Source organism: Nitrosomonas aestuarii, from assembly GCF_003046585.1.
Classification (GTDB): domain Bacteria; phylum Pseudomonadota; class Gammaproteobacteria; order Burkholderiales; family Nitrosomonadaceae; genus Nitrosomonas; species Nitrosomonas aestuarii.
The window spans coordinates 121779-134703 of the sequence record NZ_QAAE01000009.1 but is presented as its reverse complement, the minus strand read 5'-3'; the positions used below and the strand labels follow the sequence as shown (position 1 = coordinate 134703).

General features: G+C 39.7%; 16 protein-coding genes. 10 read left to right on the top strand and 6 right to left on the bottom strand.

Annotation, left to right across the window (positions count from 1 at the left end; translation table 11 throughout):
• Positions 1-303: 303 nt before the first annotated feature.
• Positions 304-1035: a PEP-CTERM/exosortase system-associated acyltransferase gene (locus C8R11_RS09615; RefSeq protein ID WP_181258222.1), complete on the bottom strand. Its 732-nt coding sequence runs from the start codon at positions 1033-1035 to the stop codon at positions 304-306.
• 663 nt (positions 1036-1698) lie between these two features.
• Here C8R11_RS09615 and C8R11_RS09610 point away from each other — a divergent pair.
• The 5 genes from C8R11_RS09610 (at position 1699) to C8R11_RS09595 (ending at position 6192) form a co-directional block, all read left to right on the top strand.
• Entirely contained in the window at positions 1699-3072 is a 1374-nt protein-coding gene (locus C8R11_RS09610) for a sensor histidine kinase (protein WP_244907620.1), read from the top strand.
• An 8-nt stretch (positions 3073-3080) separates the two neighbouring features.
• Positions 3081-3626 (top strand): hypothetical protein, encoded by a 546-nt coding sequence (locus C8R11_RS09605; RefSeq protein ID WP_107795503.1) that lies wholly within the window; start codon positions 3081-3083, stop codon positions 3624-3626.
• Positions 3627-3634: 8 nt separating this feature from the next.
• Positions 3635-5023: a sigma 54-interacting transcriptional regulator gene (locus C8R11_RS09600; RefSeq protein ID WP_107795502.1), complete on the top strand. Its 1389-nt coding sequence runs from the start codon at positions 3635-3637 to the stop codon at positions 5021-5023.
• 238 nt (positions 5024-5261) lie between these two features.
• On the top strand, positions 5262-5387 hold the full coding sequence (locus tag C8R11_RS16995) for a hypothetical protein (RefSeq protein ID WP_280523889.1): 126 nt from the start codon (positions 5262-5264) through the stop codon (positions 5385-5387).
• 505 nt (positions 5388-5892) lie between these two features.
• Entirely contained in the window at positions 5893-6192 is a 300-nt protein-coding gene (locus C8R11_RS09595; RefSeq protein ID WP_090703716.1) for a sll1863 family stress response protein, read from the top strand.
• Between the two features lie 181 nt (positions 6193-6373).
• Here the strand turns inward: C8R11_RS09595 and C8R11_RS09590 are convergent, their stop codons facing one another.
• Entirely contained in the window at positions 6374-6970 is a 597-nt protein-coding gene (locus C8R11_RS09590) for a nuclear transport factor 2 family protein (protein WP_107795514.1), read from the bottom strand.
• Between the two features lie 788 nt (positions 6971-7758).
• Between C8R11_RS09590 and C8R11_RS16190 the strand changes: the two genes are divergently transcribed.
• Positions 7759-7953 (top strand): hypothetical protein, encoded by a 195-nt coding sequence (locus tag C8R11_RS16190; protein WP_181258221.1) that lies wholly within the window; start codon positions 7759-7761, stop codon positions 7951-7953.
• 142 nt (positions 7954-8095) lie between these two features.
• On the opposite strand, the gene C8R11_RS09580 is transcribed toward C8R11_RS16190, so the two are convergent.
• Positions 8096-8419 carry an HU family DNA-binding protein gene (locus C8R11_RS09580; protein WP_107795501.1) on the bottom strand — a complete coding sequence of 108 codons (324 nt, stop codon included), beginning with the start codon at positions 8417-8419 and terminating at the stop codon, positions 8096-8098.
• A gap of 386 nt (positions 8420-8805) precedes the next feature.
• Positions 8806-8952, bottom strand: coding sequence for a hypothetical protein (locus tag C8R11_RS16185; RefSeq protein WP_219908576.1), 147 nt, complete (start codon positions 8950-8952; stop codon positions 8806-8808).
• Between the two features lie 460 nt (positions 8953-9412).
• Here C8R11_RS16185 and C8R11_RS16990 point away from each other — a divergent pair, with 460 nt between their 5' ends.
• The 4 genes from C8R11_RS16990 (at position 9413) to C8R11_RS16985 (ending at position 11351) form a co-directional block, all read left to right on the top strand.
• Positions 9413-9580 (top strand): cold shock domain-containing protein, encoded by a 168-nt coding sequence (locus tag C8R11_RS16990; RefSeq protein ID WP_107795500.1) that lies wholly within the window; start codon positions 9413-9415, stop codon positions 9578-9580.
• A gap of 113 nt (positions 9581-9693) precedes the next feature.
• A complete protein-coding gene (locus C8R11_RS09570) occupies positions 9694-10065 on the top strand; it encodes a VOC family protein (RefSeq protein WP_219908575.1) in 372 nt (123 codons plus the stop codon).
• A 716-nt stretch (positions 10066-10781) separates the two neighbouring features.
• Positions 10782-11144, top strand: a complete 363-nt coding sequence (locus C8R11_RS09565) for an exosortase system-associated protein, TIGR04073 family (RefSeq protein WP_107795498.1) — start codon at positions 10782-10784, stop codon at positions 11142-11144.
• A gap of 84 nt (positions 11145-11228) precedes the next feature.
• On the top strand, positions 11229-11351 hold the full coding sequence (locus tag C8R11_RS16985) for a hypothetical protein (RefSeq protein WP_280523888.1): 123 nt from the start codon (positions 11229-11231) through the stop codon (positions 11349-11351).
• A 154-nt stretch (positions 11352-11505) separates the two neighbouring features.
• Here the strand turns inward: C8R11_RS16985 and C8R11_RS09555 are convergent, their stop codons facing one another.
• Complete coding sequence (locus C8R11_RS09555; RefSeq protein WP_107795497.1) at positions 11506-11871, bottom strand: hypothetical protein; 366 nt, start codon at positions 11869-11871, stop codon at positions 11506-11508.
• A 671-nt stretch (positions 11872-12542) separates the two neighbouring features.
• Positions 12543-12842, bottom strand: coding sequence for a hypothetical protein (locus tag C8R11_RS09545; RefSeq protein WP_107795495.1), 300 nt, complete (start codon positions 12840-12842; stop codon positions 12543-12545).
• Between the last annotated feature and the right edge of the window lie 83 nt (positions 12843-12925).

Here is a 12925-nt window from a genome sequence, read left to right as displayed (position 1 = left end):
TTCTGCCTTCAACAATTTTAGCAATTATATCAACGGTGAGTTGAGCTTTAGAATCCATCACAATCATCCTCAACATGCCTCCAGTATTCAAAAAAAGAACACTAACAAACATGTAAAAAAGAGACCGACAGTTTCCCTTGGTAATTAGCGATTACGACAGAATCGCCTGGTAATTAAGATACGACAAAGTCGCTTGGTGTTAACACGATTAGGTGTACTAGCTCAGACCTGATCTGACAGTTACCCGTTTTTTTAAGGTGTCTGTCAGTTTAGATTTGAGCTAGTACAGAAAAATCGACCACATCACGTCTTTTCTATGTCCTTAACAATAGCCAGATAAAGCGAACGCAAAGAAGGATACATTCTGCTAATGCTGCTACTGATTCGTACCATTGAGGGGACACGTTTTCCACGATGTTCGATTGATTTTCCAATTAATTGAATATCAAACCCTAGCTTACCAAAATGATGCGCCAATCTTTCTTCCGTAAGTACAAACAAATATTCAATGCCATTTTTTTGCGCCAACCGAATTGTTGCCAGATACAGGCTAACCGGTATATAGGGGAATCGCCGCTCTTCGTTTTCAGTAGTGAAATCAGCATTTGTTATGCTAATTGCACTCTTGCTGTCACTCTTACGTCTACGATAATTTGCAACGACCGCAAGACGTGACACTTCAGCCATTTCGTTGCGTGGTATTTTTTTTAGATCAATTATGGTGTTATCGATTGAACCAGCACAAATCTTCTCAATGGGTAATTGATATTCAGGGGCATTCAAACGCGGACAAATAATTCGCGTGCAACCGATAAATTCACCCGACTTTTTACTGCGCAGCAATAAATGCATAGAATCGGAATCATATTCATCGGTTTCACGTTTATCCTCATGTGACGACTCATACTTTAATTCTTCACAATAAACCTGATGACGTATGCGAAAAGCATCGTTTTTCTGCTCATCAGATTTCACATGAACCATTTCAAAATACTTTTGGAAATTCTCTCCCAATTGAACTACGCTTTCATTCATAATAGCCTCATCTTAGAGCTTAAATTTTAAACACTTTGCAAAGCACAAATTAACCCACAAAGAATAATAGTTAACATTACTGATAATTTGACAATGCAACATAAAAAGCGTTAGCACGTGCAATATAACTACCTGTACTAACGGTTATTTAAAAGATATCTCTAGAGAATTTTGTTAAACTTCACCTGTGAAAGCTGCAAATACAACAAAAAGGCATTCCAGCATCTTACGCATGTTGCGTAAGCAATATTTTGGCAACTATTCCTGCTCCTAACAAACCGTCAAAAACGGTTTCAGGGCAATCGACACCAGGCAAAAATACAGTTCGCCACACTAGATTAAACTCAGAGATTCGGGACATGAATAATACAAAACCGCACCATTCAGAGGATAATAGTGTGACAAACAAATTCAGAGTAAAAAATTATCAACCTGAACAGATGAGTTCGTTTTAAACTTTAGTTACTTGTTTGACGCATCAAAAATGGATTTATAAAATTTTTGAACGATCATCAACTGACAAGGAAAGCACATATGACTGTCAATGCTGATACTGCCGATTTTTTAATAAATACTGAACACCCAATATCGTCAAAGCACCAACGATACCCTAAGTCTTTTTTAAAGCTTATTTTGCTGGGGTTTTCACTTGTTGGCGCACCCTTGATCGCAGCTTTAATCTATAGTGCAATCACTATTGACAGTCTCGCTGAGCGCAGCCACGAAACAATTTACCAAGCGACAGAAATTACCCATGGTAACCGGGTACTAGCTGACGAGGTTTTAGCGATGGAAAGAAGTCTGAGGCAGGCAGTAATACTGAGTGATCTGTCTTTACTCGAAGGGTATATTCATTCACATGAAAAATTTGAGAAAACGGCAGAAAATTTCACCAAGCTACCCCTACACGCCGAGCACCAGCTTTTACTGGAGAAAATGCGTTTATCCGAACTCATTATTTATAGAGAAATACTAAAAATCAAAGATTCTCCAGATAGTCTGACAATCTTACAAACCCAGATTGAAAGCTTCACGAAGCTGCTCGCTGCAGTTGAAGATTTCAAAAATTTAGGCAACATTCTGATTAACCGCTACGCTAACGAAATGCTTGAAACCGCCAATCAGGTGCGTTCAAATATCGAAATACAATTACTTGCCGTCATTCCCTTTGTTATCTTTTTAGCAGTTATGTTCTCAATACTCATTACGCGCCCAATCAAACAAATTGACGAAGCGATCTACAGTTTAGGTCAGGGAGAGTTATTAAAACCAATTAATGTAACAGGCCCTCAAAATCTAAAACAACTTGGGAAGCGCCTTGATTGGCTGCGTCGCCGCCTGTTAAAACTGGAAAAACAGAAAAATCAGTTTCTAAGACATATCTCGCATGAACTTAAAACGCCGCTTACGGCCATCCGTGAAGGCGCAGATCTGCTTGCAGAAGGTGTCACCGGGAATTTATCCAAAAAACAACAACTCATTGCAGATATACTACATAGCAGCAGCTTGCAATTGCAGAAACGAATTGAGGACTTATTAAGCTATAGTGCCATCCAAGCCGCAGAAGCCGCACTTGTAAAACAGCCTATCAGCCTCTCCAAAATTTTAGAAGACACATTACTAAACCAGAATTTATCGATTATGAGCAAAAAGTTAAAGATTATTCGTAATCACCAGGATATAGTTTATGAATGCGATGCTGAAAAAATACAAACTATTATTGATAATCTTTTGTCGAATGCCATAAAATTTTCACCGCCTTGTAGCAATATTGAAATAAAAATCAGTCACGATAAAAAATGTGTGAAATTAGACATTAAAGATTCTGGCGCGGGTATACATAAGTTAGATAGGGACAAAATTTTTGAACCTTTTTATCAAGGCCAATCTATTCCCGACACACATGTAAAAGGAACGGGGCTAGGTTTATCCATTGCCCAGGAATTTGCACTTGCGCACGGTGGGCGCATCTTTTTAATGAACTTTCCAGAGCCCGGCAGCTATTTCCGACTTGTCTTGCCCATGCAAAATAATTAAACACTGCTATGAAGCATATATATAACATCATAATATATATCATCATTGTTATAGCTATTTTATCAATAACCGGGTGCACTACTATAGAAAAAAAACAAGCCATCATAAAACCGGATGAATTGATTTCAAGAGAACTGTTTGAAAATCAATTAAGTGACCTTATGCATGATTATGCAAGCCTGGAAAAGAAAAATAATACAGAACTAGAAGCAATATTCAATAATGTAAAGGAGAAATTTGAAAACGACAATAACAGCATTAATCGTATCAGATATATATTGCTGTTAACTTTACCCGGTCAAAAATTCTATGATACAAACATAGCACTTTCTTTACTCAAGAACTGGCCTGAAACCGAGCGTCAACCATCATCCTTCGAAAGTTTTAGAAATCTTCTGATCATGCGATTGGAAGAAGAATTGCGATTAAAAAGAATGGCAAAACAACTATTTCATCAACTGGCAAATGAGAAGCTTAAATCTGAGATGTTACAGAAGAAAATAGAAGACATTAAGGATATGGAAAAATCGCTTATCAGAAGAAGCATGCCCTAGGATTATCAATGGAAACAAACTCGAAAATATTACTTGTCGATGACGATCAAGACCTGCTTGAACTACTGTCCATTCGATTGAATGCTGCCGGTTATGAAATTGATACCGTCAATAGTGCCGAATCGGCCATCAATTATCTTGATCTTGAACGGCCGCAACTTGTTATCAGCGATATACAAATGAGCGGCATGAACGGCATGGCATTATTTGAGCATATACATACAAAATTTCCTGCTCTACCGGTCATTATTCTAACCGCCCATGGCACCATACCGGATGCTGTATCGGCAGTGCAACGCGGCGTTTTTGGTTACTTAACAAAACCATACGACAGCAAGACCTTGCTAGCTCAAGTTCAGAAAGCACTTAAGAATTCCCCCCATGCCCAAGAGACTGAAAACGCAAATCCTTCATGGTGTAAAGATATCATTACACAAAGTGCTGACATGAAAGATATACTTAACAAAGCGGAACTGGTCGCCAGAGGCGATGCCAGTGTATTACTTTACGGTGAAAGTGGTGTCGGCAAAGAATTATTTGCGCGGGCTATCCACAGTGCATCAAGTCGTTATGATAAACCTTTCATAGCGGTTAATTGTTCAGCTATTCCAGAACAGTTATTGGAAACAGAGCTTTTTGGTCATGTGAAAGGTGCTTTTACCGGCGCGATACGTGATCACCAAGGTCTATTTCAGCTCGCTGAAGGAGGAACATTATTTCTCGATGAAATTGGCGATATGCCATTATTTTTGCAGGTTAAATTACTACGCGCCCTCCAAGAAAAGCAAATACGGCCGGTAGGTAGTGCAAATACCATCACAATAAATGTGCGGTTTATTTCAGCGACTCATCGCGACCTTAGAGAAGAAATTGCAAAGGGCAGCTTCCGGGAAGATTTATACTATCGTTTAGACGTTATCTCACTGAAAATACCGTCATTATCCCAAAGAAGAGAAGATATACCGTTGTTAGCAAATTATTTTCTTGAGCTATTTGCTAACAGATATCACAGGAATATTAATGGAATCTCTCCGGATGCCATGCAGACGCTGGTCACCGCACCCTGGCCCGGCAATGTAAGGCAACTGATGAATGTTGTCGAACAGTGCATTGTTCTAAGCACTACTTCCTTGATTCCACTCACACTTGTTTATGATGCGATAAATATGGAAACCTCCCAACTTGCATCATTTGAAGAGGCTAAAAAACAATTTGAACGAGATTATCTCGTTCGCGTTCTAAAAATAACCTCAGGCAATGTCACCCAAGCTGCACGCATTGCTAAGCGCAATCGAACTGAATTTTATAAGTTACTGCAAAGGTATCAAATAGATTTCTCTATTTATAAAACCAGAGTGTTAGAGCCTCACAAAGAACAAATCAGCACAAAAAACTGAGATATAGTCATATCTCTGGCGGGTTAATCAACATGCAAGCATTGTCAGAAATAAATCAGAATCAACACTGAGTATTTTTCATCAAATTTAATAAATGAATCGGTAATTCCCCAAATGGCGGTTGGGTACGCCTGGACTCAATCAAGGCTGGAGAAATGAAAATCCTGGCATCCTGGGCCAGGGATCATTATTCCTCTGGTAATCGCTTCATGGGAAAAGATCATAACGAAAAATCTCATTGGATTCCACAGTAGCAACGGGTATGGCGATACAAGCACTATTAGTCGAAAGAAATAGCGAGAAACGACTTTATGTCGTCACCGAAGAAACACCGCCTGAACATAACTGGACGCATGATCAATGACCCAGATTAGCTCGACTGAATAAAATAGTCAAAAAATTGCTAAAGTAATTTCTTGACTGGCCGATATGTAAGTTGTAGACAGTAAGAAGTCTACAAAAATGATGATGTTTCATATCAAACCGCCTAGGGAATTTCTCCCGTTATTGATTCCCTGGGCACCTTAAAACAAAGCCTCCCTGATCGCCAGAATAGCCTGGTTCTTGAATTGTTAGTGTTTCCTGTTGACATCCATTAAAAACAATAAAATTAATGAATATCTTTGAGGGTGCTATTCGCCGACACTGTATATGCATTTTGGATAAGTATTAATCAACGTGCAAAATTACCAGGAAAAGATCTGAATTAACACTGAAAGTTCTCCATCAAATTCAATGAAAAGTATAGAATACAAATCTTTAATTCTTTTTACCGGAAGCTGTCGGATGTTAATAAGTGGTAAATTTTGGTTGTTGATTGACACAACCTGGATTAAATTTGCCTGCAATTCAACTAAAAGGAAAATGAAATGAACGAAAAAACAATGAAAAAGCAATTGCAAACTGAACTGGAAAACTTGCAATCAATAGTCGATGAAGTCAAGTTACAAATGCACCTGGGAGCAAAAGAAGCGCAGGATAACATTCAACCACATCTTGATGAGCTCGAACAGGAATTGAGGCAGGCAAAGGAGAAATGGAACCAATTTGAGAACAGCTCAGAAAGTGCTTGGAAAGACATTCAAAATGGACTGAGTTTATCCCTGAAATCTATGCAACAAGCCTTCGAAAAGGCAAAAAAACATTTTCCAGAACAAGATAAAAAATGATTATTTGTCTTTAGAATTTGAACTGGATGTAATCAGTGCTAGTGTTACTCAACATGCAAAATTATCGCGAGAAAAATCATAATCAACACTAAACATTTTATATCAGATTCAATAAATCATATAATACAATCTGTTAACTGACAGTTTTACCGTGTTGAACCACACCGTGAGGACAAGACTATTATTGTTTTTCAGCAGGGTTGGTTTTTTCCAACTGATGGCGAAATTCATCCAATTGCCGTATAAGTTGATCACTAAAGGATCTAATTTGGTTTTCAAAAAACGGCATTTGTTGCTCTAACTTCTCGTTAATAACATCGCCAATTGCCCGTAAGCTATTAATAACATCACCGAAAGGCAGGATTGAAAAGTTGTTGAGCGTTTGCCGATAATCCACTTTCCATACATCGTTTTCTTTTAATAAAACAGTATCGAAAGATAAGAGCTGATTGCTTTCGGGATTTTTCGGCATTATGACAGTCGCAACCTTAGCATTAAGACCATCGATAACGATCACGCCAGTCTCTAGTGACGCTCCCATAATATTTTCTTGTTTAGTCACAAGATATTGAGTCTCCTGGGTCGTGTATTTTTTTGCGGACTCGAGATCGCCATTCGCCATCGCTTTCCAGAATGTAGTGGTGGCCTGTTCGGGGGTTAGTATCGTCTGGCAACCGCTGAGTATGAATAATAGACTGAAAATTCCTGTCAATCTTGACACCCTGTGTTTTGTGTAACTCTGGTAAAAGATCTGTAATAAGTTTTTATATGTCATCATTGGCCTCTCCAGGGTTATCCAAACTATAATCATAATCCTACAATTTCATTGTCTTCATGTTTCCCGAATATTTTAGAACATCGATTTTAGTTGATCTTAACAGTACAGCATAAAAATGTCTGTCCCATTTTATTACATCCAGTAAAACTCCAAATGTTTGGTAGATGTATGGCGTCAAAACTGTCAATCGGCATGCAAAACTTACCAGAAATTTCGGTAAATCGGCGTTGAAAAGTTTTCACCCATGATTGTTAAATACCCGACATTTAGTCAGAAAAATCTGGAGTGATAACGATGGATATAATAGCCGAAATAAGAAGGCGTCATTTTGACTTTTCCATCATTTAGAAAAGATTACGGGTAATTATTGGGTTATAGTTGATAAGGCAGCCTTAGAGCCAAGAGCCCTGATATTGCTACCCGAAGATGTAAAAAAATTAGCCAAATTCAATGAAAAAGACAGTAAAATTAGTACCAGAAACAGTTTGGGGCGCATGGCGTAAAATAGGTAATGGTAGCGAAAAATACCTAACTGCATATCAGCTATTAGTCCATTATGTGTGGCTGTACTCAATATCAAAAACACAAAATCAACTTCCCCCAGCCTGATGCCTGCTTACCCGTTTTGCTGCGTCATGGCAATGTAACCTAGGGTAACTTGGGACAATCGCAAGAATGAAGGGAATCAAGATTTTCCGAATGGCGGCTGGGTACGTCTGGATTCGATCAAGACTGGTAAGTGGAAGCCCTGGCATCCAAGACCGGTGATCATTTCTACTGATAGTTTCATGGAAAAAAATCACGATGAAAAATATCATTGGTTCTCATTGGCAACGGGCATGGCCATTCAGGCGCTACTGGCTGAAAGAAAAGGTGAGAAACGCCTTTATGTGATCACTGAAGAAACACCACATGAACACCACTGCATACATGGCCGATGGTCGAGACTGGCTCGGCTGAAAAAAATAATTAAAAATTGCTAAAGTAATTTTCTTGACTGGCCGATATGCAAATTGTAGACAATAAGAAGTCTACAAAAACGATGATGTTTCATATCAAACCGCCCGGGGAATTGCTCCTGTTCTTGATTCCCTGGGCCATCCAAGTAGACCTTTCCTGAATGATTTATTTCTTTTTTGTATCCTTTTTAGATTTGGCTGCACGTACGAGTTTAACAGCAGCTGTTGCATCAGAGAGGGTCTTGCCAGCTTTGAATTTAACAACCTTTTTAGCAGGAATTGTCATGGTTTTACCCGTTGCCGGGTTACGGCCTTCACGACTTGCACGCTGTGTTACTGAAAAAGTGCCGAATCCCACTAATTGAACATTATTTCCACCGGCCAATGTTTTTTGAACAACTTCTAGCATCCCGTTAAGTATTTCAGCTGTTTGAGCCTTGGTAGTTTTAGAACGTGTTGCGATTGCTTCAATCAACTCAGTCTTGTTCATAGGAAGCGCTCCTGATAGTGGTTTAAGAAGTAATTGGTAATTTATCAGGATATAATGCACAAAATCAATAGCTTTCAATCATTTTGTAACATTTGGCGTTGGAAATATTTTTTATTTGTAAAAATAAGACATATTTGAATTCCATGTGCCGATGGGGCTGCACCTCAAATCACCACAAACATTTACATCAAAATGAAATCAACTTGATCGTCCTACCTATAACGTTCTTGAATTGTTAATGCTTCCTGTTGATATCCATAATAAACCAGTTAAATTAACAAATATCTCTAAGGGTACTATTCGCAGGCACTGGATATGCAAAAGCTGATATGGCAACACGTCAAAAAACTGGCGCTGACAAAGAATTTTCTAGAAATATATGTTAATCAGAAACGGTATTCCGTAAGCGATAAGGACATTTCCCAGACTATCTGCAACACTGCGCCAACCACTGTAAACAGAATATACGCCAGTGCATACAGGACACTATTGAGAAATCCTATTTGAGACATGTAGTCGAATGCCTTCTGCATGCCTGCCTGAGTGTTTTTACCAAACAAAATATTCCACCAGCTACATTGTTTATGAATTAGGCGATTCTCCGACCAGATGAAACCTGGTTACGTTTTACACGGTTACGTCTTTGTTTTGTCATGTGGATTTCCTGTGGCTGGTGGATATGCGGTTATAAATGCAGAGATGTTTGGTGAAAGCTGCAAAGATGAGCCGTCAGGACCTATGAAGATTGATGCCGTTTGAATCTTCCAGCACAACCTGATTAACGATTGAACTGGTGTACTACGGTGAAGACCCGGAGGATTGCTCCAGGATTGTGGGATGAAAGGCATCTGGAGTGACTCAAAGTTAGCTTTCACCTTTTCCCTGGTGATTGTTGCATCTTGATTAACACATTAAGCCCTAAGATTTTAAAGATCCTGGCCGATTACCAAAACAAAAGATTTTATTCTCTCAATCTGATCACTGGGATTCTCTATGCGCTATCAAGGCAGAATAACAAACTGGAAAGATGATCAAGGCTTCGGCTTTATCACTATGAATGGCTGTGAGAATCAGGTTTTTGTTCACATTAATGCATTCAAAAACAAAAAACGGCGCCCAGTCGGAAATGAGATTGTGACCTACGATGTTAATCAGCGTTGAAGTTTTGCCAGTTTATTTCAAGAAACAGCGTGCATATTTACCAGATGAATTTTATATCTCATTGCCTTATAAGGTTTAATTACTGGAAGAACTGATGCTGATACTGGAAAATATTGGAAGCTGATTTACACCTTCGAACGTCCAGACAGTTTTGTGAAAAGCTAGGTTTCAAATTTATTGTTGGGCCTGTTGGCCCAGAACCTGTTGCAATAATGGAACATCCATCTGGTGTAAATATCAATTTCATTCTAAATTCTACGGATGAGACACCTAGTAATGTCTTAATGGACATTACAGATAAACACACGGGTTACACTCATATCGCTTTAGAGATTACAAATACCAATGCTGTAGAGGAACAGCTTTTAAGCCATGGAATCGCTATTACGGAAAAAGTAGAATTTGAAGGAGCGAAATTCTTTTTCATAAGAGACCCGGATGAAAATGTCATCGAATTTCATAAACCTGCCCAACAATTGTGTTAACTCTGTTAAAAATGAATTTTGCTGTACTATCTCACCGTTTGCTTTGGGTCGCTTTCCGGCAATCAACAGTCAGTCACCAGTTTCCAGTGAACGACTGGTCAATCTTGAAAAGCGGAAGTTCGGTTCCTTGCATCTATGCTTCCGCTCTACGGCCATTCCGGTCGTTCGTATCCTCCCCGCTGCGAATAATCAATTTTCGGCAAGTAAGCCGCTCAACTGAAACCCAATAGACCCGCTGAGGATCTTCGACATCATCGCTTCATAAATCCCCCCTGTCGATCGAATCTCCAATCATTCTCAACTGTTGATCGCTAAGGTGGCGATCAATCAACCCTCGTAACTCAATAGCAAGATATCACTGAGATTAAGAGTCCTTACCCAACCTCCTCACTCTGATGATCAAAACTAAGTGGCGAGAAGTTAGAATGATTCTATTTTTTTTGCGCGTAACGGATACTAATCAGCTAATCTAAAATTCTAAATTTTTTCAACGAAGTCTTTAAAACTCACGCCCAGGGGCGAAGTTGTCGTGCCTGTTTAGTGTAAAGCGGAATTAAAAAATCCTTTCGCAGCAAATATATTGGGTAATTTTATAATTACAAATAAAATTAAGCATATTGCTTATTCTTTATATAGATAACATCGTGTATTTTATTTATGAAAACCGATGAAGAATAAATTAATCGGCGTTTACTTAATCCTTTGTGGGGGTTCCAATGCTTAAAATCCTCAAATTATTTTCGGGAGTAATTATAATATTCTCCTTATCAACGCAAGTAGCGGTAGCGCACAAATATCCCGCCCAGGTCGGTGAAAAACTTGGCTATGGAATTGCAAATGTGGTTACTGGTGTTGCGGAGATTCCTAAAACCATGATTGTAACCGGGCGCGAAAAGGGAGCGGCCTATGGCGTAACAGCCGGATTTTTTACGGGCATAATACATATGGTTGGGCGTATGTTTACGGGCGCGCTTGATATTGCAACATTTATGGTGCCAACCACAACAATCCCACAGCCACCCGTTATTTGGGACGATTTTGACAAAGAGACTGAATACGGACCTTGGAAAATGCGCTAGGATTCTTGCAATGGTTCTGTCGCATTAGGCGAGGTCATCGATACCTTCGTGTAGACTGTTGACATCAAAAAATGGTGTGCATACATGCTGGCTGTAAAAGGAATGCGCTTTCCGATTGAAGTGATTCTGGATTGCATCCGCTGGTACGCGGCGTATCCGTTAAGTTGTCGGCACCGGGAAGAAATGATGGAGATGTCATTGAATTGATAAAATCGTATGGTTATCTGGTTTGCTCCCTTCTTGATTCCCCGGGATCTCAAATTCATTTCTTCTTTGCTTTTACACTCTATTTAACCGGTTTACAGTTTTTGTTGCCGGGTTGATCGTGTAAGTGTGAGTTTGTGTCCAGACATGGCTCATGTTAGAGCTTGTCGTGACCAGGCAATATTATAGCCGCTAAAAATGGTGAAAGCAGCACTACGATCACAAAGCATCCAAGATAAGCAAAGATGGAAGAACTGGCAACAAAATGAAAAAAAAGACTGGCTATAAAAAATATAGCGATGAACAAGAGTATGACACCTAACGCGAACCTGATACCATCTTTCCCTTCTTTGGTGGCGTAATAACTATCCATAAAGATGACAGCAGGCCAAAGGAACCATGTAGTCAATATGCCTTTTAATTTTCCTTCCAATATATAAGTTTTTTTATGCGCTGGTGGCGCAGCGAAATCATATCCGATAAGAGCAATGCCTGTTGCCAGGTAGGCGATTATAAAAATCACAGTTGTCCCCTCATTTTTTACGATTTTAGCGAATTATTATGCAGGACATATACCATACATTCGGAAAAGTAACAAAGAAATCGTGCCCGGGATTTAAATGCGGGTGGGCATTCCTGGTACTTTATCAATATCAAGTTGAAGGAGTACCAGCAAAGAAATTCTCGAAACGGTTTGGCGGGATTAAGCTTATAGATCCGGAATAAATCTGGAATTGAGTAAGTCTTGACGGTTGGTTTTATTGAAATATCCACTTTGGGTCGCAAGCAGGCCGTCGAATTTATCCAATTCATAAAATTGATGAAGCTGCACTCCTACCTGTCGATATGGAAATTGTGGGTATTGAAGCCCACGAAATGATGATGTTTCACAACCAACCGCCCAGGGAATCGCTCCCGTTCTTGATTCCCTGGGCACCTTCCAAATATGGTCGAATTGTTTTTCTGCGGTCTTCCTGAATTTGGTCGAACCTGTGGGTTTTCATGCCGCCGCCGCGTTCGACAACATCCTATTTTTTGAATTCTGAATTGTAAATGTCTTCCGGTGAATACCGGGAAAAATGCAGTTAAATTAATGGATACGCTCACAAGTGGCGTTATTTTTGATCTCAAAATCCATGAGAATGTCACTTCAGAATTATTGTTGCTGCGGACTCCGGAAAGGAGCGAAGACTTTTACTGGAAAAACAGTGAGATCAGAAACGGCAATCCGAAAACAATGAGAACAAGTATCCAGACTATCTGCAGCGCAGTGCCGACCACCGCAATCAGGAGATATACAAGCGCATACTTGATGCTGTTGAGAAGCCCAATTTGCGGCATATAGTCGAATGCTTTCTTCATGCCCGATTGCGCGGTGGTTGAAAGGCGAAACATGCTATCGGCCGTTTTGGTTGTGAATTTGGCGATTTCTCGACCCTCTGTGGTCAGATTGCGAACTTTACGATTTCCGATGCTGCGTTTGTGTCTTGGCATGGGGTTTCCTTTGGTTGTGGTGTGGTTGCGGAGGAAAGGTTCTGCGTGGGCCGACGTAAAAAGCCTGGGCTTCAACCTGGGGG